Source organism: Cellulomonas persica, assembly GCF_007989825.1.
GTDB lineage: Bacteria > Actinomycetota > Actinomycetes > Actinomycetales > Cellulomonadaceae > Cellulomonas > Cellulomonas persica.
In genome coordinates, this window is record NZ_BJUA01000018.1 from 15,357 (window position 1) to 34,363 (window position 19,007).

Below are 19,007 nucleotides of genomic sequence, written 5' to 3' on the forward strand. Positions count from 1 at the left end.
CGCCGACACCCCGGACGGCACGCTCCCTACAATCGCGGGCGTGAGCGCCGACCTCGACACGACCGTGACCGGACCCACGAGCCTGCCCCTGCGGCCCGAGCTCGCGGGGCTCGAGCCGTACGGCGCACCGCAGCTCGACGTGCCGGTCGCCCTCAACGTCAACGAGAACCCGTACGCGCCGTCCGAGCAGGTCGTGGCGGACATCGCGGCGGCTGTCGCGGACGCGGCGCGCGGGCTCAACCGTTACCCGGACCGCGACTTCGAGGCGCTGCGCGCGGATCTCGCGGCCTACCTGCTCACGGAGTCGGGTGTCGGCCTGGGCGTCGAGCAGCTCTGGGCGGCGAACGGCTCGAACGAGGTCATGCTGCACCTGCTGCAGGCGTTCGGCGGTCCCGGGCGCACCGCGCTGTCGTTCGCGCCGACGTACTCGATGTACCCCGAGTACGCGCGGGACACGAGCACCGCGTGGGTGGCCGGGCGGCGCGAGGAGGACTTCAGCCTCGACCCGGACGTCGCGCGCGCGACGATCGCGCAGCACGCGCCGTCGGTGGTGCTGCTCGCGAGCCCGAACAACCCGACGGGCACCGCGCTGCCGACCGCGACGATCCTCGCGGTCCTCGACGCCGCCGCGCAGGTCCCCGGCGGTTGCGTCGTGGTGGTCGACGAGGCGTACGGCGAGTTCCGTCGCCGCGGCACCCCGAGCGCGCTCGAGCTGCTGGCCGACCACCCGCACCTCGCGGTGAGCCGCACGATGTCCAAGGCGTTCGGCCTCGCGGGTGCGCGACTCGGCTACCTCGCGGCGTCGCGCGAGCTCGTCGACGCGCTGCGCGTGGTGCGGCTGCCGTACCACCTGTCGGCCGTGACGCAGGCGGTCGCCCGCGCCGCGCTCGCGCACTCGACCGAGCTCATGGCCCAGGTCGGGTCCTTGCGCGACGAGCGGGACGCGCTCGTCGTCTGGCTGCGTGAGCGGGGTCTGCAGGTGGCGGACTCCGACGCGAACTTCGTGCTGTTCGGCCTCTTCGAGGACCGTCGTGCGGTGTGGGAGGGTCTGCTCGACCGTGGCGTGCTCATCCGCGAGGTGGGCCCGCCGGGATGGCTGCGGGTGTCGGTCGGCACGCCGCGGGAGACGCAGGCGTTCAAGGACGCCCTGGTGGAGGTGGCAGGACTGTGAGCCCTTCGACGGACTCTTCGACGGGGACGGGGCGCCGCGCGCGCCGCACGGCACGCATCGAGCGCACGACGAGCGAGTCGAGCGTGGTCGTGGAGCTCGACCTGGACGGCACCGGGAAGACCGACATCGCGACGACGGTCCCGTTCTACGACCACATGCTCACCGCGCTCGGCAAGCACTCGCTCATCGACCTGACCGTCACGGCCACGGGCGACACCCACATCGACGCGCACCACACGGTCGAGGACGTCGCGATCTGCCTGGGCGAGGCGCTCAAGGAGGCGCTCGGCGACAAGCGGGGGATCTCGCGGTTCGGCGACGCGCTCGTCCCGCTCGACGAGGCGCTCGCGCAGGCCGTCGTCGACGTGTCCGGCCGGCCGTACCTCGTGCACACGGGCGAGCCGCCCGGGCAGGAGTACCACCTGATCGGCGGGCACTTCACGGGTTCGCTCACGCGGCACGTGCTCGAGTCGATCGCGCACCACGCGGCGTTCTCGATCCACGTGCGCGTGCTCGAGGGCCGCGACCCGCACCACATCGTCGAGGCGCAGTTCAAGGCGCTGGCTCGCGCGCTGCGGTTCGCGGTCGAGCTCGACCCGCGCGTGGAAGGCATCCCCTCGACCAAGGGAGCGCTGTGAGCACGTCCGACGAGACGCCCCGCGACGACGAGCCGGCGGTCGAGCCCGGCGCTCCCGACGACCTGGCCGACGTGGTCGTGCCCGACGACCTGAGCGGGCTCGTCACCGACGAGCCGAGTGACGTCGCGACCGTGGACGACGCCCTCGCGGACGACGAGGGGCCTGACGTCGTCGTCCCGGACGACCTGTCCGGGTTGCTCGAGCAGACGGCCGAGGTCCCGAGCATCGCGCTCGTCGTGACGCAGGTGGCCGCCCCCGAGCCGCTCGCGGCGGCGTGCGCGCTCGCGAACGTCCAGGTCGACGCGGTGCCGACGTCGGTCGGCGCCGTCGCCGTCCTGCGTGACCCGGCGGCCGCTGAGGCAGGCGCAGCGGCGATCTCGCAGCTCCTGCGTCAGCTTCCCGTGGTGCTCCTGACCCGGCGCGAGGGTCAGATCTCCGCAGCCCGCTGGATCGGGGGCGCCCACGACGACGAGCTCCCCGCTGGTCTCGTGCTCTCCGACGCACCCGCCGTGCTCGAGGACCTGCTCCTGGGCGGCGTGGACGTCTCGGAGGTCCCGGGCGTCGTGACCAGCGTCGGCATGTCGCGGTGGAAGGCCATGCGCGCGCTCGCGCGCGGACGCAAGCGCTGAGCGGTCGGCCCGGTGGGCTCGTCCTGTCGCACCCGGACGACGCCGCGGTGATCATCTCGCTCGCACCTCGCGACCGCCCGCTTCCGGCGTGGAGCCCAGGGCAGCTCGCAGGACGGGTGACGTCTCGCGTGCTGGTGCGGACGGGGTTCCGATGCGCCACGCGGGTACCCTGACGCCGTGCCCTCCACCCCCCGCGTCGTCGTCCTCGACTACGGCTTCGGCAACGTCCGCTCCGCGGTCCGCGCGCTCGAGCGCGTCGGGGCGCAGGTCGAGCTGACCGCCGACAAGGGCGCCGCCGCCGAGGCGGACGGCCTCGTCGTGCCGGGTGTCGGCGCGTTCGCGGCCGTGATGGCGGGTCTGCGCGGCGTCGGCGGCGACCAGGTCGTCGACCGGCGTCTGGCGGGCGGGCGGCCGGTGCTGGGGATCTGTGTCGGCATGCAGGTGATGTTCGCCGAGGGGGTCGAGCACGGTCAGCGCACCGACGGGCTGGGGGAGTGGCCCGGCGTCGTCGACCGGCTCGAGGCCGACGTCGTCCCGCACATGGGCTGGGCGACCGTCGAGGCGCCGGCCGGGTCGGTGCTGTTCGACGGCCTGGGCGACGAGCGCTTCTACTTCGTGCACTCGTACGCGGCGCGCTCGTTCCCGTTGCACGACTCGCCGTCCGAGCACGTCGCCGCGCCGCTCGTGACGTGGGCCGAGCACGGCGACCGGTTCGTCGCCGCGGTCGAGAACGGCCCGCTGTCCGCGACGCAGTTCCATCCCGAGAAGTCCGGCGACGCCGGCGCGCAGCTGCTGCGCAACTGGCTCGACTCGCTGCGCTGAACCCCGCGCCTCCGCCTTCCCACGACGCTCCTGCACCCCCACGATCCTGGAGGACCGAGAAGCATGACCGACCCCCGCCTCGAGCTGCTGCCCGCCGTCGACGTGGCCGACGGCCAGGCCGTCCGACTCGTCCAGGGCGAGGCCGGCTCGGAGACCTCCTACGGCGACCCCCTGTCCGCGGCGCTCGACTGGCACGCCGGCGGTGCGGAGTGGATCCACCTCGTCGACCTGGACGCCGCCTTCGGTCGCGGCTCGAACGCGGCGCTGCTCGCCGAGGTCACCGCCGAGCTCGCCGGCAAGGGCGTCAAGGTCGAGCTGTCGGGCGGTATCCGCGACGACGCCTCGCTCGAGCGCGCGCTCGCGACCGGGGCGACGCGCGTCAACCTCGGTACCGCGGCGCTCGAGGACCCGGAGTGGACCGCGCGCGTGATCGGCTCGCACGGCGCACAGATCGCCGTCGGGCTCGACGTGCGCGGCACGACGCTCGCGGCGCGCGGCTGGACGCAGGAGGGCGGCGACCTCTGGGAGGTGCTCGCGCGCCTCGACGACGCAGGCTGCGCGCGGTACGTCGTCACCGACGTGACCAAGGACGGCACGCTGCGGGGCCCGAACGTGCAGCTCCTGCGCGACGTGTGCGCCCGGACCGACGCGCCCGTCGTCGCCTCGGGCGGCATCTCGAGCCTCGACGACCTGCGGGTGCTGCGCACGCTCGTCGGCGAGGGCGTCGAGGGCGCGATCGTCGGCAAGGCGCTGTACGCGGGAGCGTTCACGCTGCCCGAGGCGCTCGACGTCGCGGGTCGTCCCGCGCAGGCCTGAGCGGTGGCCGGGCGCGAGCTGCCGCCGTCGTCGCCGTTCGCGGCCGACGACGGGTCGGCCGACCCCGGGGTCGCGGCGGCGCTCGCGGCGTTCGGCGCTGGGGAGGGGTCGCTCGCCGGCGTCGTCGCGGCGCTCGCGGGCACGCGCGTGCTCGTCCCGGTGCTCGCCGAGCTCGAGGTCGAGGGCACGGCCGTGCACGACGGCCATGAGCACACGGTCGACAAGGAGGCCTCGGCCGGCATCGTCGCGCTGCGGGCCCCCGACGGCCGTCGGGCGCTCCCGGTGTTCTCGTCGGTCGCGACGATGGCCGCCTGGCGCCGCGACGCACGGCCGGTGCCGACGGACGTGGCGCGTGCCGCGCTGTCCGCGGTGCAGGAGGGCTGGGAGGTCGTCGTCGTCGACGCCGGCGGACCGGTCACGGCGCTCCTGCCGCGTCCCGCGGTCTGGTCGCTCGCCAAGCAGGAGACGTGGGAGCCCGCGGTGGACGGCGCCGTCGTGGCGCCCGACGTCGCCGCCGCGGTCGTCGCGGCGTTGTCCGGCGTGGGTGCGGTGGTCCGGGCGGACGTCGAGCCCGGGCGGCGTGCCGAGCTCGCGGTCGTGGTGACGCTCGTCGACGGGCTCGACCGGGCCGGGCTCGACGACGCGGTCGCGCGCGTCAACGCCGCACTCGCCGCGAACGACGTGGTCGCCGAGCGCGTCGACTCGCTCGAGCTGCGCCTGCGCCGAGCCTCCTGACGCGCTGCGTCAGCGGTTCGCGAACGCGGTGACCGACTTCGCGACCGCGCCGGCGACCGCCTTGACCGCGAGGACGAGGCCGAGCGACGCGACGGCGGTGGCGCCCACCACCTGCCCGCCCAGGATCACGCGGTTGAGGTCGAGCGCGGGACGCCAGTGCACGCCCGTGTCGTCGACGACGTAGACGCCCACGGGCTTGACGCGCACGCCGTAGCCACCACCCCCGCCGTGCCCGCCGCCGTACCCGCCGTGGCCGTCGGACGCGCCGGTCTCGGCCGCGTCGGGCTCCACGTCGCTCGGGTCCTCGGTCGCGGCAGGCTCGACCTCTTCCTCGTCGTCCCAGGTCCGCTCACCGGTCGCGCGCGACCACGCGGCGCGCGCCGACCGTGCCCACGCGGCCGCAGTCGGGCCGGCCTGCGGGAGGCTGCCACCGCCCTCGCCGTCGCCCGCGCCCATGCCGGTCGCGGCCCAGAGCTTGGCGACGGGGATGACGGTCACCCCGTCGCGCTCGTACGCCTCACCGAACACGCGCCGGACGGTGAACGTCTCGTTGGCGGCGCTGCTCAGCGAGGCAGGGTCGAAGCGGGGCACGCGGGTCATGGGAGCCTCCAGCGATCGGTCGTCCCCCGATCATCGTGCGCCGTCGTCCCGCGGTCCAGGGGGAGCGGGCCGCCGTCTCGCAGGAGCGTCCGGTGCGCTCACTCGCGCGAGCGTCCGGACGCTCAGTCGCCGCAGGTCGGGGCAGCGGACACCTGCGTCTCGTCGTCGAGCATCGCGCGCAGCGTGCTGACCGGGACGACGAAGCTCGCGCCGTCCTGACCCTTCGCGTACACGACCCCGACGACCCGGCCCTCGGCGTCGAGCACCGGGGACCCGGACGAGCCGAGGTCGACCTGCGCGTCCGTGACGAGCACCTCGCCCAGGTTCTCGTGCAACGGGTCGGTGGTCGCACCGATCACGCTGCCCGTCGTCATCGTCAGCCGGCTGCCGCGCGGGTAGCCCACGACCGTGACCGACGCGCCCGGGACCGGGTCGAGCGGCGCGAGCCCGCCGTACGCGGGCAGCGGGTCGACCGTCCGGACGAACGCCAGGTCGGCCAGCGCGGCCGTGCTGGCGGTCTGCGCGCGCACGTCACGGCCGTCGTACGTGCTGATCTCGAGCGCCGCGGAGTCGGCCACGACGTGCCGGTTCGTCACGAGCGTGTGGTCGTCGATCGCGAACCCCGAGCCGGTCGACAGCGAGCCGCAGCCGACGTTGCGGATGCGGACCGCCATGCGCTGCGCCGCGTCGAAGCCGTCGGGGGACAGCGCACCGGCGGACGACGGTGCCTCGTCGCGGCGCTGGACCGCGTCGAGCGACGTGGGCACCGGGTCGGGTCGCGGGGGCAGCGTGCCGCACGCGGCCAGCACGCCCGCGCACGTCGCGGCCGTGAGCCCGACGAGCAGGCGTGCCCGGGTCACGGCTCGAGCTCGTGCTGGAGCTGCTCGTTCGCCTCGGTGGCCTGTCCGCACAGCGCGTCGACGTCCTCGCGGAACCGCGCGAGCACGTCGGGCTCGTAGGAGTCGGCGTCGTCCATGTACCCGATGAGCTGGCTCTGACCGGCGATGCACGTCGCGAGCGCGGTCGCGACCTTGCCCGCCGCCTGCGAGACGCGGGCCTGGTAGTCGGCGAGCTGCTGCTGAGCCGCGGAGTCGTCGCCCAGCTGTGCCTTCTCGTCGGCGAGCTCGGTGATGCGCTCCTGCGCCGTCGCGAGCTGGTCGCGCGTGTCGTCGAGCGTGCGCTGCGCGGCGGCGAGATCGCCCTGCGTGCGCTCGAGCTCGACGGCCGTCCCGCGCGCGAGGTCCTCCCAGTCCTCGCTCGAGGCGCGCCACTCGTCGGTCGTGCGCCACAGGTAGGCGACCAGCGGTCCGGCGACGAGCAGGACGACGACGAGCAGCGTCGCCAGCACCGGGACGGCGCGCGACCGGCGCCGCGGTCGGTCGTCGTCGCCGGTGTCTCCCGGCGGCGGCGTCTCGTCCACGTCGCGCGCGCGCGACGGGAGGTCGTGGGGCGTCCGCGCCGCGGGGACGGCCGACAGTGTCGTCGGCAGCGACGCGGGAGCCGGCGTCGCGGGGCCAGGCAGGGCGTCGGAGGCGGGCGAGGCCGCCGAGTCGGGCGACGCCGCGGAACGTGGCGACGCTGTGGACGCCAAGGACGCTGCCGACCCGGACGCCGCAGGACCGGGTGACGTCGCGGACCCGGGTGACACCGCGGGACCGGGTGTCGACGCAGGCTCGGGACCCGGCACGACCGGCTCGGACGGGGCACCGGTGTCGGCCGGCGACGCGGCCTCGGGTGGCACCTCGTCGGCGTGTGCGGCGCGCTCGGCGCGCGACGCCCAGCCCGGGGTGCCCGTCGGGCGACCCTCAGGGGCGGGTGTGTCCTGCAGCGGCACCCGCACAGGATAGGCAGGTGGGCCGGAGCACGCGCGAGAGCGAGCGACAATGGTGGGATGTCCCGCTCGTCCTACGCGGCCCTGCTGCGCCTGCCGTCGGTGGGACGGCTGTACCTCGTGGCGTTCGTCTGCCGCATCCCCGCGGCGATGGTGGGGGTCGTCCTCACGCTCCACGTGGTGACCTCCCTCGACCGCGGGTACGGGCAGGCGGGTGTCGTCGCGGGTGCCTCGACGATCGGCGTGGCGATCGGTGCGCCCTGGCGCGGGCGGCTCGTCGACCGGTTCGGCCTGCGACGGGCGATCGCGCCGTCGATCGTGGTCGAGTCGGCGGTCTGGGTGCTCGCGCCGCACCTCGGCTACCACGCGCTGGTCGTCGCCGCGTTCGTCGCAGGGCTGTTCCTGGTGCCGGTGTTCTCGGTCGCGCGCCAGTCGCTCTCGGTGCTCGTGCCGGTCGCACAGCAGCGCACGGCGTTCGCGCTCGACTCGGTGCTCGTCGAGCTGACCTTCATGCTCGCGCCCGTGGTGGGCGTGCTGCTGGCGACGCAGGTCTCGACGACCGCCGCCCTCACGGTCGTGGGGTGCGCGACGGTGGGCGGCGGCCTGCTGCTCATGTGGGCCGACCCGCCCACGCGCTCGTCGGGCGCTCACGCCGAGCCGGCACCGCACGACGCCGCGCCGGCCCGCAGGCAGAAGGTCATGAGCCCCGAGCTCGTCGTGCTGCTCGTCGCCGCGGCGACGGCGTCCTTCGTGCTCATCGGGACGGACGTGTCGCTCGTCGCGTCGCTCAACGACGCGGGACGGCCCGGCGACGTGGGCTGGATGATCGCGCTGTGGGCGGGCGGCTCGGTCGTCGGCGGCCTGATCCACGGTGCGCGCACGAGCTCACCCCCGCCGCTCGTGCTCGCGGGCGTGCTGGGACTGGCGATCCTGCCGGCCGCGTTCGCGCCGATGCCCGTGTGGCTGGCGGTGGCGGTCTTCGTCTCGGGCCTGCCGTGCGCGCCGACGCTCGCCTCGATCAACGCGACCCTCGTGCGCCTCGCGCCCGAGGAGCGGCGCGGTGAGGTCATGGGCTGGTCGGGGACCATGTCGACCGTCGGCAACGCCGTGGGTGCGCCGCTGTGCGGGTGGGTGATCGACCGCACGAACCCGGGCGCCGGCTTCCTCACCGCAGGTCTCGTCGGGGCCGGGGTTGCCGTCGCCGGGCTCGCCGTCCAGCGCGCGGTGCGCCGACGCCGCGGGCTGACCGGCGCTTCGGGACCGCAGGAGGCGCACGCGCTGGCGACCGACGCGGCGCCCGGCGTGGAGAAGGTCAGCTCACCGGGCCGGTGAACGCCTCGCCCGGACCCTCGCCGGGCTCGTCCGGGTAGGGCGACGCCTCACGGAACGCGAGCTGCAGTGACCGCAGCCCGTCGCGCAGCGACCGCGCGTGCTGGTTGCCGATGTCGGGCGCCGAGGCGGTGACGAGCGCGGCGAGCGCCGTGATGAGCTTGCGCGCCTCGTCGAGGTCGAGGTACTCCTCGCCCTGCTCCTCGGCCAGACCGCACTTGACCGCGGCGGCGCTCATGAGATGGACCGCGGCGGTCACGATCACCTCGACGGCGGCGACGTCGGCGATGTCGCGCGTGGCGTCGCGGGTCGGGTCCTGCTGGGGGGCGGCCTCGTCGACGGGCTGGTCAGTCATGCGCCCATCCTTCCACCGCGCGTCTCGGGTCCCGACCACGGGGGTGACCGCGCACCGCCACCGGGGACGACCTCGCCGTGCCGTGGGAGCGCTCGGCCAGGACGGTCGACGGCCCCGCACCCCTGGGGGTACGAGGGCCGTCGACAGGTGGTACGACCGGTCAGGCCACCGGGACGGCCGACGTGGCCGGCGTGCCGGTCTCGACGGGCGCACCCTCGAGGTTCGCCCGCAGCGCGATGCCCAGGCCGGCGTCGACGTTCGTCCAGTACTGGACCGCCCGCTCACGGATCTCGTCGCTCTTCACGCCGCCGACGTGTCCGGTGATCGTGTCGAGGAAGCGAGCGCGCGCGGCGTCGTCGAACACCTCGCGGTAGAGCGTCCCGGCCTGGCCCCAGTCGTCGTCCTCCGCGTGCAGAGCCGCCGCCGAGCGGGTCATCTCGCCGTCGGACTCCCAGCTGCCGTCGGTCGCGCGTGCCGGGTCCGCGGCGGGGCCGCCGACCGAGTTGGGCGCGTAGACCGGGGTCTGCGCGGACGCGAAGGTGTAGCGCGCCGCGCCGTCCTTCGAGTACGAGTGCACGGGCGACTTCGGTGCGTTGACCGGGAGCTGCGCGTGGTTGGTGCCGACGCGGTACCGGTGCGCGTCCGCGTAGGAGAAGATCCGCGCGAGCAGCATCTTGTCGGGGCTGGCCGCGATGCCCGGCACGAAGTTGCTGGGCGCGAACGTGGCCTGCTCGATCTGCGCGAAGTAGTTCTCCGGGTTGCGGTTGAGCTCCATCACGCCGACCTCGATCAGCGGGTAGTCCGCGTGCGGCCAGACCTTCGTCAGGTCGAACGGGTTGAAGCGGTAGGCCTTGGCGTCCTCGTACGGCATCACCTGGACCGAGAGCGTCCAGCGCGGGAAGTCGCCGGCCTCGATGTGCTCGTAGAGGTCGCGGATGTGGACGTCCGCGTCGGAGCCCGCGAGCTGCGAGGCCTCGTCGGCGGTGAGGTTCTTGATGCCCTGCTGGGTCTTGAAGTGGTACTTGACCCAGAACCGCTCACCCGCGGCGTTGATCCACTGGTAGGTGTGCGAGCCGAAGCCGTCCATGTGCCGCCACGAGGAGGGCAGGCCGCGGTCGCCCATGAGCCAGGTCACCTGGTGCGCGGTCTCGGGCGACAGCGACCAGAAGTCCCACTGCATGTCGTTGTCGCGCAGGTGCGAGCCCGGCAGGCGCTTCTGCGAGTGGATGAAGTCGGGGAACTTGATCCCGTCGCGGATGAAGAAGACCGGGGTGTTGTTGCCGACGAGGTCGTAGTTGCCCTCGGACGTGTAGAACTTCAGCGCGAAGCCGCGCGGGTCGCGCCACGTGTCGGGCGAGCCGAGCTCACCGGCGACCGACGAGAACCGCGCGAGCATCTCGGTCTCGACACCCGGCTGGAAGAGTGCGGCACGCGTGTACGCCGACACGTCGTTCGTGACCCGCAGGGTGCCGAACGCGCCACCACCCTTGGCGTGCACGACGCGCTCGGGGACGCGCTCGCGGTTGAACTGCGCGAGCTTCTCGACGAGGTAGTGGTCGTGCAGGACGATCGGGCCGTCGGAGCCGACCGACAGCGCGTGCGCGTCGGAGGCGACCGGGGCGCCCGAGTTCGTCGTGGTGGGGGGCACGTGAGACATGGATGTCCTCTCGATGGGTGGGCGTGACAGGTCGGCACGCCGACGAGACGTCGGCGTGAGCGGGGGGCCGGGCACAGCCGGTCTGAGGGACGGGGCCGGGCGCAGCCGGTCTGGGGGACGGGGCCGGGCGCAGCCGGTCTAGGGGACGGGTTGCGCGGCCGTCCCGGCGGGTGCGTCGGCGGGGTCGGCCGCAGCGCGGCACGCGGGGCACAGGCCCCAGAACGTGACCTCGGCGGCGTCGATCGCGAACCCGGACGTCGTGCTCGGCTCGAGGCACGGCGCGTGGCCGACGACGCAGTCGACGTCCTCGAGGACGCCGCACGATCGGCACACCACGTGGTGGTGGTTGTCACCGACGCGGCGCTCGTAGCGCGCGGGGTGACCCGCGGGCTCGATCCGCCGCAGCAGGCCCGCCTGCGTCAGCGCGGCGAGCACGTCGTAGATCGCCTGGACCGAGACCGACGGCATGCGCATGCGGACGCCGCGCAGCACCGCGTCCGCGTCGGCGTGCGGGGCGTCGTCGAGGGCCGCGAGCACCGCGAGCCGGGGGGCTGTGACTCGCAGGCCGCGACTGCGCAGGAGCTCGTCGTCGTCCATGACCTGCATCTCAGCACAAAATCTGGAACGATTCAAGAATTGGAACGAGTCGGGTGTAGACCCGGCAACGCCTCGGCGGCGCCAGGGGCGGTGGGTGTGCGGCCGTGGGTCTGGTAGCCTCGTGCACCGACTGACCTGTGCTGTGCCCGCGTAAGCCTCGAGCGATCGAGGCCCGGTGGATGCGGCGCAGGTGCACAAGTGGAGAACTCTCCCACCTGGGTCCCTCCCGGTTCGCCGGCGAAGGGGACCGGGTCTCGGTCCGTACGACGGTGGTCGTCGCGCTCGGCTCGCAGCCGCGCACGCGGCAGGCCGTCGGCGCACGCGTGTCGTGCGGTGGATCGTGCGAGGCCTCCTCCTGTGCCCAGGGACGGAGGCCTTCTTCGTTCCCGGAGGTCCGTCACGACGAACCTAGAGGAGCACCCATCAGCGAGCCCCGCATCAACGATCGGATCCGCGTCGCCGAGGTCCGCCTGGTCGGCCCCGCCGGCGAGCAGGTCGGCATCGTCCGCGTGGAAGACGCACTGCGCCTGGCCCAGGACGCCGACCTCGACCTGGTCGAGGTCGCCCCGGAAGCCCGCCCGCCCGTGGTCAAGATCATGGACTACGGCAAGTACAAGTACGAGGCGGACATGAAGGCCCGCGAGGCCCGGCGCAACCAGGCCAACACGGTCCTCAAGGAGATCCGCTTCCGGCTCAAGATCGACCCGCACGACTACGCCACCAAGAAGGGGCACGTCGAGCGGTTCCTCAAGGCCGGCGACAAGGTCAAGGTCATGATCATGTTCCGCGGCCGCGAGCAGTCGCGCCCGGAGATGGGCTTCCGCCTGCTGCAGCGCCTCGCGGCCGACGTCGCCGAGCTCGGCTTCGTCGAGAGCTCGCCGAAGCAGGACGGGCGCAACATGATCATGGTCATCGGCCCGAACAAGAAGAAGGCCGAGCAGCGTCAGGAGCAGCGCCGCCAGGCGCAGGCCCAGGCGGCTCGCGAGGCCAACGCGAAGGCGGCGAGCGAGCGCACGGCTGCGACCGAGGCACCCGCCGAGGCCGAGGTCGAGCAGACCGCTGCGGCCCCCGCGGCTGCCCCGGTCGCCGAGGCGGTCGAGACTGCTGCGGTCGAGACTGCTCCGGTCGAGACTGCTGCGGCCGAGACTGCTCCGGTCGAGGACCCGGCTGCTGCTCCGGAGGGCCAGGAGCCCGCTCCGGCCGAGCCGGCTGCGGCTCCGAAGGCCGCTGCCCCGAAGGCCGCGCCTGCGCGACCGGCGGCGGCGAAGCCCGCTGCTGCCAAGCCCGCCGCTGCCAAGCCCGCGGCGACGCCCAAGCCGGCGGCCGCCCCGAAGCCGGTCGCGACGCCCAAGCCGAGCCCCGCGGCAGCCAAGCCCGCCGCACCTCGCCCGGCACCCCGGCCGAAGCCGCGTTCCACCGACTGACATCACGACGGCCGGGACGCCCGACGGTCCGGTCGACCACGAACGAGTCGCACGAACCCGTGCGATGCGAACGACAAGGAGACACGGCAGCCATGCCGAAGAACAAGACGCACTCCGGTGCCAAGAAGCGCTTCCGCGTGACGGGGACGGGCAAGGTCATGCGCGAGCAGGCCAACGGTCGCCACCTGCTGGAGCACAAGTCGAGCCGCCGCACCCGCCGCATCGCCGGTGACGTGGTCGTCTCCGCTGCCGACACCCCCAAGATCAAGAAGCTGCTCGGCAAGTGACTCGTCCGGGCGCCACCGGCGCCCGGGGTCACTACCGGCCCTGACCAAGCAAGGAGCATCACGTGGCACGCGTGAAGCGGGCAGTCAACGCCCAGAAGAAGCGTCGTTCGACCCTCGAGCGGGCCAGCGGTTACCGCGGCCAGCGCTCGCGCCTGTACCGCAAGGCGAAGGAGCAGGTCACCCACTCCCTCGTCTACTCCTACCGCGACCGCAAGGCGCGCAAGGCGGACTTCCGCAAGCTGTGGATCCAGCGCATCAACGCTGCGGCCCGCGCGGAGGGCATCACCTACAACCGCCTCATCCAGGGCCTCAAGCTCGCGGGCATCGAGGTGGACCGCCGCGTCCTGGCGGACCTCGCGGTCAACGACGTGGCGGCGTTCAACACGCTCGTCAAGGCGGCCAAGGACGCGCTCCCGGCCGACGTCAACGCCCCCAAGGCGGCCTGACCCGAGCTCTCCAGCACAGCGCCCCCTGCGCTCTGCCGCACAGCGCCCCCGCGGACCACGGTCCTGCGGGGGCGCTGTGGCGTTCCCAGGCCGCGGGGCTCGAGACGGCTCGGGCCTCGCGCGGCGACCGGCGGGCGAGGATGGCGCAGGACGGCGCCGTGACCCGCGATGATGAGGGCGTGGATGCCTCGGAGGTGCTGACCAACCCGCGCAGCGACAGGGTCAAGGCCGTGCGCGCCCTGGCCGGGCGCCCGGTGCGCGAGCGGCACGGCCGGTTCGTCGTCGAGGGACCGCAGTCCGTGCGCGAGGCGGTGTCGGGTTCCCGCACGCGCGTGCGGGACCTGTACCTGACGGCGGCGGCCGCGGACCGGTACGACGAGATCGTCACGGCCGCGGCGGCGCGGGGCGTGCGCACGACGATCGGCGAGGCCGACGTGCTCGCGGCGATGAGCCCCGACGCGCAGGGGGTCATCGCCGTGGCGGACCTGCTCGGCGGCGGGCTCGACCGCGTGATCGACGAGCATCCGCGCCTCGTGACGGTCCTCGCGCGCGTGCGCGACCCGGGGAACGCGGGGACGGTGATCCGCGCCTCGGACGCCGCGGGCGCGGGCGGGGTCGTCCTGACGGCCGAGAGCGTCGACGTGCACAACCCGAAGGTCGTGCGCTCGACCGCGGGCTCGCTGTTCCACCTGCCCGTGGCGTACGACGTCGCGCTGTCGACCGCGGTCCGCGAGCTGCGGGGCGCGGGGATGACCGTGCTCGCGGCCGACGGGTCCGGCGAGCACGACATCGACGACCTGCTCGACGTCGCGGGACGCGCGCCCGACGGCGTGCCGGACCTCGCGGCACCGACCGCGTGGGTGTTCGGGAACGAGGCGTGGGGGCTGCCCGAGGCGGACCGCGCGCTCGCCGACGCGGTCGTGCGGGTGCCGCTGCACGGGCGCGCCGAGTCGCTCAACCTGGCGACCGCGGCGACCGTGTGCCTCTACGCGAGCGCTCGCGCCCAACGGGCGAGCGGGCGCTGACCGTGCGCCTGTTCGCGGCGGTGTGGCCGCGCGACGAGGTCCTGGACCACCTGGACCTGACCCTCGCGAGCGTGCGCGGCGGTGCCGCGGGGCGGTCCGCGGACGTGCGGTGGTCGGCGCGCGAGACGTGGCACCTGACGACGTCGTTCTACGGCGAGGTCCCCGACGGTCTCGTCCCGGCGCTCGTCGACGCGCTGCGCGACGCGTGCGCCGACCTGACGCCGTACGAGCTGGCGCTGCGCGGCGCGGGCGTGTTCTCGCACCGCACGCTGTGGGTCGGGGCGACCGGTGGGCTGGCCGAGCACCGTGCGCTGACCGCGCGGTGTCGCGAGGCGGGCGCCGAGCTCGGGGTGCACGACGACGGCCGGGCGCGCGAGCGGCCGCACCTGACCATCGGGCGGGCGCGGCCGGGCAGCGGCCCGCCCCGCAGGCGCTCGTCCCGCCCGCGGGACTCGAGCCGCCTCGACGACGACCCGCTCGCGGGTCTCGTGCGCGCGCTGGCGGTCTACGAGGGACCCACCTGGCCGGTCGCCGAGGTGCTCGTCGTGGAGTCCACGCCGGGCGCCGGTCGAGGCGGCGGCCCGCTGTACCGCACGGTCGAGCGGGTCGGGCTCGGCCGCTGAGCGGCGACCGGGCGCCGCGGTGCGGTGCGGTGCACGCCGAACGAGGTGGTGCCCGCCGCGTGCGGCGTGCCATGCTGGACGCGTGAGCTCTCGACGCGCGGCGGCTGGTCGCCGATTTCCGCGGCCCGTTCCGGGCCGCGCTGACGCGCACGTGAGCTGAGCCGCGCAGGCTCGTCGTCCCCTTGCGGGACGCCCCGCGTGGTGGACCTCCCGGACGGCCTCGGAGCGGGCGCCCTAGACTTGCCCGCTGGTCGGCGCGCTCGTGCGCGCGACCGCCAGACCACCCCCGGAAGGTTCGGATGCCCGAGAACCCTGCCACCGACAGCGCCGCTGCCGGTGCCCCGTTGTCGCCCCTCGACGAGGCCGGCGTCGCCGCCGCCGTCGAGGCGGCCCTCGCCGACATCGCCGCGGCCGGCGACCTCGACGACCTGAAGACCGTGCGGCTCGCGCACACCGGTGACCGCAGCCCGCTCGCGCTCGCGAACCGCGCGATCGGCGGGCTCGCCCCGGCTGACAAGGGTGCGGCCGGCCGGCTCGTCGGCCAGGCGCGCGGGCGCGTCAACGCCGCGGTCGCGCAGCGCCAGACGGTGCTCGAGGCCGAGCGCGACGCGCGCGTCCTGGTCGAGGAGACCGTCGACGTCACGCTGCCCGTCGACCGTCGGCCCCGCGGTGCGCGGCACCCGCTGGAGACGCTGCAGCAGCGCGTCGCCGACGTGTTCGTCGCGATGGGCTGGGAGATCGCCGACGGCCCCGAGCTCGAGGCGGAGTGGTTCAACTTCGACGCGCTGAACTTCGGCGTCGACCACCCGGCGCGCCAGATGCAGGACACGTTCTACGTGGCGCACCCGGACGGTTCCGACGAGCCGTCGAACCTCGTCCTGCGCACGCACACGAGCCCCGTGCAGGCACGTTCGCTGCTCGAGCGCGGCGTGCCGGTCTACATCGCGTGCCCCGGCAAGGTGTTCCGGACCGACGAGCTCGACGCGACGCACACGCCCGTGTTCCACCAGGTCGAGGGCCTCGCGATCGACAAGGGCCTGACGATGGCGCACCTCAAGGGCACGCTGGACCACTTCGCCAAGGCGATGTTCGGCGAGGAGGCGCGCATGCGCCTGCGCCCGTCGTACTTCCCGTTCACCGAGCCGTCCGCCGAGATGGACCTGTGGTTCCCCCAGAAGAAGGGTGGGCCCGGCTGGATCGAGTGGGGTGGCTGCGGGATGGTCAACCCGAACGTGCTGCGCGCGTGCGGCGTGGACCCCGAGGTCTACTCGGGCTTCGCGTTCGGCATGGGCATCGAGCGCACGCTCATGCTGCGGCACGGCATCGGGCTCATGCACGACATGGTCGAGGGCGACGTGCGCTTCTCCACCCAGTTCCAGGCGGTGATCTGATGCCTCGCGTTCCCCTGTCCTGGCTCGGCGAGCACGTCGAGCTCCCCGCGGACCTGACGGCCGCCCAGCTCGCGGCCGACCTCGTCAAGGTCGGTCTCGAGGAGGAGGCGGTGCACGCCGCGGCGGTGACGGGTCCGCTCGTCGTCGGACGCGTCGTCGAGCGCACGCCCGAGCCGCAGAAGAACGGCAAGACGATCAACTGGTGCCGCGTCGACGTCGGCCCGGCGCACAACGAGCCCGGCGGCACGCCGCGCGGGATCGTGTGCGGCGCGCACAACTTCGACGTGGGCGACCACGTCGTCGTCGCGCTGCCCGGTGCGGTGCTCCCCGGCCCGTTCCCGATCGCGTCGCGCAGGACGTACGGGCACGTGTCCGACGGCATGATCTGCTCGGCGCGCGAGCTCGGCCTGGGCGAGGACCACTCCGGGATCATCGTGCTGAGCGAGATCGGCCTGGACGCGCCGGTCGGGACCGACGCGCGCGAGCTGCTCGGGCTCGGCGAGGAGGTCCTCGAGATCAACGTGACCCCGGACCGGGGCTACTGCTTCTCGATGCGCGGCGTCGCGCGGGAGTACGCGCACTCCACGGGCGCGACGTTCACCGACCCCGCGCTGCCCGAGCCCACCGACGTGCGCCCGGCCGGGTTCGCGGTCGAGATCGACGACGACGCGCCCATCCACGGCGTGCCCGGGGCCGACCGGTTCGTCGCCCAGGTGGTCCGTGGCGTGCGCGCGAACGACCCGTCGCCGGCGTGGATGCAGCGTCGCCTGCAGCAGGCCGGCATGCGGCCGATCTCGCTCGCGGTCGACGTGACGAACTACGTGATGCTCGACCTGGGTCAGCCGCTGCACGCCTACGACCTCGCGACGCTCACGGCACCGATCGTCGTGCGGCGTGCCCGCGCGGGCGAGAAGCTGCGTACGCTCGACGACCAGGTCCGCACCCTCGACCCGCAGGACCTGCTCATCACCGACAGCCCGGACGGTCGCGGCTCGCGCCCGATCGGCCTGGCGGCGGTCATGGGTGGCGGCGAGACCGAGGTGAGCGCGTCCACGACCGACCTGCTCCTCGAGGCCGCGCACTTCGACCCGGTGAGCGTCGCGCGCACCGCGCGCCGGCACAAGCTACCGAGCGAGGCGAGCAAGCGGTTCGAGCGGGGCGTCGACCCGCGCCTGCCGCGCGTCGCGGTCGCCCGCGCCGCGGCGCTGCTCGTCGAGCACGGCGGCGGCACGGTGGACGCCGAGCTCACGGACGTGGACCGCACGACGCCGCCCGCCTCGATCGAGCTGGACCTGGACCACCCGGGCCGTCTGGTCGGCGTGCCGTACACGCACGACGAGGTCCGCGACGTGCTCACGCAGATCGGCGCATCCGTGCGCGACGCGCGGACCGGCGTCGCCGAGGTGACGCCGCCGACGTGGCGGCCCGACCTCACGGTCGCGGTGGACCTCGTCGAGGAGGTCGCGCGGCTGCGCGGCTACGACGCGATCCCGAGCGTGATCCCGCCGGCGCCCGCCGGCCTGGGGCTGACGTGGGCTCAGCGGGCCCGGCGCGCGATCGCGGACGCGCTCGCGGAGGCGGGTCTGGTCGAGGTGCTCTCCTACCCGTTCGTCGGGACCGAGCAGCTCGACGCCCTCGGCCTGCCCGACGACGACGAGCGGCGCCGCACCGTGCGTCTGGTCAACCCGCTCTCGGACGCCCAGCCGCTCCTGCGCACGGATCTGCTCGTGACGCTGCTCGACACCGCGCGCCGCAACGTCGCGCGCGGCAACGTCGACGTGTGCGTGTACGAGATCGGGCTGGTGACCCGGCCCGTGGCCGGCTCCGGCGCGGCACCCGCGCTCCCGGGTGGTGTACGGCCGTCGCAGGAGGAGCTGGACGCGATCGCTGCGGCGGTCCCGCCGCAGCCGCGTCATGTGGCCGGCGTGCTCGCGGGCCGGGTCGAGCCCGCGGGTGTGTGGGGGCCGGGCCGTCGGGCCGACCACACGGACGCGATCGCCGCCGCGCAGCGTGTCGCTCAGGTCGCCGGGCTGCCCGTGCGGCTGGTCGCCGACGCCGAGCGCGCGCCGTGGCACCCGGGCCGGTGCGCGCGAGTCGAGACGCTCGACGGCGTCGTGCTCGGCTGGGCCGGTGAGCTGCACCCCAACGTGGTCGCGGCGCACGACCTGCCCGCGCGCGCCGCCGCGTTCGAGCTCGACCTCGACGCGGTGCTCGGCGCGGCGCCGACGGACGCGCTCCAGGCACGGGCGGTCTCGACCTTCCCCGTCGCGAAGGAGGACGTGGCGCTCGTCGTGCCGGCCGACGTGCCGGCGGCCGAGGTGCTCGACGCGGTGCGGACGGGCGCCGCGGCGAGCCCCGCGGGCGACGTCGTCGAGGACGTGCGGCTGTTCGACGTCTACGAGGGCGACCAGGTCCCGGCGGGCCACCGGTCGCTCGCGTTCGCGCTGCGGCTGCGTGCGGGGGACCGCACGCTGACCGCGGCGGAGACGGCGGCGGTGCGTGACGCGGTGGTCGTCGAGGCCGCGGCGCGGTTCGGGGCGACGCTGCGCGCCTGATCCGCGCTCGGCCACCGGCTCGACCCGCCAGTCCGCACGAGGCCTCCGGGCCGGGACCCGACACGGTCCCAGCCCG

At 74.5% G+C, this 19,007-nt stretch carries 20 protein-coding genes; 14 read left to right on the plus strand and 6 right to left on the minus strand.

Annotation, left to right across the window (positions count from 1 at the left end; genetic code table 11):
- Positions 1 to 40: 40 nt before the first annotated feature.
- The 6 genes from CPE01_RS14405 (at position 41) to CPE01_RS14430 (ending at position 4,811) form a co-directional block, all read left to right on the plus strand.
- A complete protein-coding gene (locus tag CPE01_RS14405; protein ID WP_146807511.1) occupies positions 41 to 1,171 on the plus strand; it encodes a histidinol-phosphate transaminase in 1,131 nt (376 codons plus the stop codon).
- Positions 1,168 to 1,809 carry an imidazoleglycerol-phosphate dehydratase HisB gene (gene hisB / locus CPE01_RS14410; RefSeq protein WP_186811560.1) on the plus strand — a complete coding sequence of 214 codons (642 nt, stop codon included), beginning with the start codon at positions 1,168 to 1,170 and terminating at the stop codon, positions 1,807 to 1,809. The genes CPE01_RS14405 and hisB overlap by 4 nt, the downstream gene beginning before the upstream one ends.
- Positions 1,806 to 2,438: a hypothetical protein gene (locus CPE01_RS14415; RefSeq protein ID WP_246783968.1), complete on the plus strand. Its 633-nt coding sequence runs from the start codon at positions 1,806 to 1,808 to the stop codon at positions 2,436 to 2,438. Before hisB ends, CPE01_RS14415 begins: the two co-directional genes overlap by 4 nt.
- Before the next feature lie 177 nt (positions 2,439 to 2,615).
- Positions 2,616 to 3,260 carry an imidazole glycerol phosphate synthase subunit HisH gene (gene hisH / locus CPE01_RS14420; RefSeq protein ID WP_146807512.1) on the plus strand — a complete coding sequence of 215 codons (645 nt, stop codon included), beginning with the start codon at positions 2,616 to 2,618 and terminating at the stop codon, positions 3,258 to 3,260.
- 63 nt (positions 3,261 to 3,323) lie between these two features.
- Positions 3,324 to 4,076: a bifunctional 1-(5-phosphoribosyl)-5-((5-phosphoribosylamino)methylideneamino)imidazole-4-carboxamide isomerase/phosphoribosylanthranilate isomerase PriA gene (priA, locus tag CPE01_RS14425; protein ID WP_146807513.1), complete on the plus strand. Its 753-nt coding sequence runs from the start codon at positions 3,324 to 3,326 to the stop codon at positions 4,074 to 4,076.
- A 3-nt stretch (positions 4,077 to 4,079) separates the two neighbouring features.
- Positions 4,080 to 4,811: an SseB family protein gene (locus tag CPE01_RS14430; protein WP_146807514.1), complete on the plus strand. Its 732-nt coding sequence runs from the start codon at positions 4,080 to 4,082 to the stop codon at positions 4,809 to 4,811.
- 9 nt (positions 4,812 to 4,820) lie between these two features.
- On the opposite strand, the gene CPE01_RS16845 is transcribed toward CPE01_RS14430, so the two are convergent.
- The 3 genes from CPE01_RS16845 to CPE01_RS14445 form a co-directional block, all read right to left on the minus strand.
- Positions 4,821 to 5,411, minus strand: a complete 591-nt coding sequence (locus CPE01_RS16845) for a hypothetical protein (RefSeq protein ID WP_246783969.1) — start codon at positions 5,409 to 5,411, stop codon at positions 4,821 to 4,823.
- 122 nt (positions 5,412 to 5,533) lie between these two features.
- On the minus strand, positions 5,534 to 6,271 hold the full coding sequence (locus CPE01_RS14440) for a S1C family serine protease (RefSeq protein WP_146807515.1): 738 nt from the start codon (positions 6,269 to 6,271) through the stop codon (positions 5,534 to 5,536).
- Positions 6,268 to 6,831, minus strand: a complete 564-nt coding sequence (locus CPE01_RS14445; RefSeq protein WP_246783970.1) for a hypothetical protein — start codon at positions 6,829 to 6,831, stop codon at positions 6,268 to 6,270. The genes CPE01_RS14440 and CPE01_RS14445 overlap by 4 nt, the downstream gene beginning before the upstream one ends.
- A gap of 471 nt (positions 6,832 to 7,302) precedes the next feature.
- On the opposite strand from CPE01_RS14445, the gene CPE01_RS14450 reads away from it, so the two are divergent.
- On the plus strand, positions 7,303 to 8,574 hold the full coding sequence (locus CPE01_RS14450; protein ID WP_146807516.1) for an MFS transporter: 1,272 nt from the start codon (positions 7,303 to 7,305) through the stop codon (positions 8,572 to 8,574).
- Here CPE01_RS14450 and CPE01_RS14455 read toward each other — a convergent pair.
- The 3 genes from CPE01_RS14455 to CPE01_RS14465 form a co-directional block, all read right to left on the minus strand.
- On the minus strand, positions 8,555 to 8,926 hold the full coding sequence (locus tag CPE01_RS14455) for a DUF1844 domain-containing protein (protein WP_146807517.1): 372 nt from the start codon (positions 8,924 to 8,926) through the stop codon (positions 8,555 to 8,557). The two genes, CPE01_RS14450 and CPE01_RS14455, sit on opposite strands and share 20 nt — an antisense overlap.
- 160 nt (positions 8,927 to 9,086) lie before the next feature.
- Positions 9,087 to 10,583 carry a catalase gene (locus CPE01_RS14460; protein ID WP_146807518.1) on the minus strand — a complete coding sequence of 499 codons (1,497 nt, stop codon included), beginning with the start codon at positions 10,581 to 10,583 and terminating at the stop codon, positions 9,087 to 9,089.
- A gap of 138 nt (positions 10,584 to 10,721) precedes the next feature.
- Positions 10,722 to 11,180, minus strand: coding sequence for a Fur family transcriptional regulator (locus tag CPE01_RS14465; protein WP_146807519.1), 459 nt, complete (start codon positions 11,178 to 11,180; stop codon positions 10,722 to 10,724).
- 323 nt (positions 11,181 to 11,503) lie between these two features.
- On the opposite strand from CPE01_RS14465, the gene infC reads away from it, so the two are divergent.
- The 7 genes from infC (at position 11,504) to pheT (ending at position 18,931) form a co-directional block, all read left to right on the plus strand.
- Positions 11,504 to 12,604 carry a translation initiation factor IF-3 gene (gene infC / locus CPE01_RS14470; RefSeq protein ID WP_371862014.1) on the plus strand — a complete coding sequence of 367 codons (1,101 nt, stop codon included), beginning with the start codon at positions 11,504 to 11,506 and terminating at the stop codon, positions 12,602 to 12,604.
- 92 nt (positions 12,605 to 12,696) lie between these two features.
- Entirely contained in the window at positions 12,697 to 12,891 is a 195-nt protein-coding gene (rpmI, locus tag CPE01_RS14475; RefSeq protein ID WP_013883985.1) for a 50S ribosomal protein L35, read from the plus strand.
- A gap of 62 nt (positions 12,892 to 12,953) precedes the next feature.
- Complete coding sequence (gene rplT / locus CPE01_RS14480) at positions 12,954 to 13,337, plus strand: 50S ribosomal protein L20 (protein WP_146807520.1); 384 nt, start codon at positions 12,954 to 12,956, stop codon at positions 13,335 to 13,337.
- Positions 13,338 to 13,477: 140 nt separating this feature from the next.
- Positions 13,478 to 14,362: a TrmH family RNA methyltransferase gene (locus CPE01_RS14485; protein WP_146807521.1), complete on the plus strand. Its 885-nt coding sequence runs from the start codon at positions 13,478 to 13,480 to the stop codon at positions 14,360 to 14,362.
- Between the two features lie 2 nt (positions 14,363 to 14,364).
- Positions 14,365 to 14,985: an RNA 2',3'-cyclic phosphodiesterase gene (gene thpR / locus CPE01_RS14490; protein ID WP_146807522.1), complete on the plus strand. Its 621-nt coding sequence runs from the start codon at positions 14,365 to 14,367 to the stop codon at positions 14,983 to 14,985.
- Positions 14,986 to 15,284: 299 nt separating this feature from the next.
- Positions 15,285 to 16,376 carry a phenylalanine--tRNA ligase subunit alpha gene (pheS, locus tag CPE01_RS14495; protein WP_146807523.1) on the plus strand — a complete coding sequence of 364 codons (1,092 nt, stop codon included), beginning with the start codon at positions 15,285 to 15,287 and terminating at the stop codon, positions 16,374 to 16,376.
- A complete protein-coding gene (gene pheT / locus CPE01_RS14500; protein ID WP_146807524.1) occupies positions 16,376 to 18,931 on the plus strand; it encodes a phenylalanine--tRNA ligase subunit beta in 2,556 nt (851 codons plus the stop codon). Before pheS ends, pheT begins: the two co-directional genes overlap by 1 nt.
- Positions 18,932 to 19,007 lie beyond the last annotated feature (76 nt).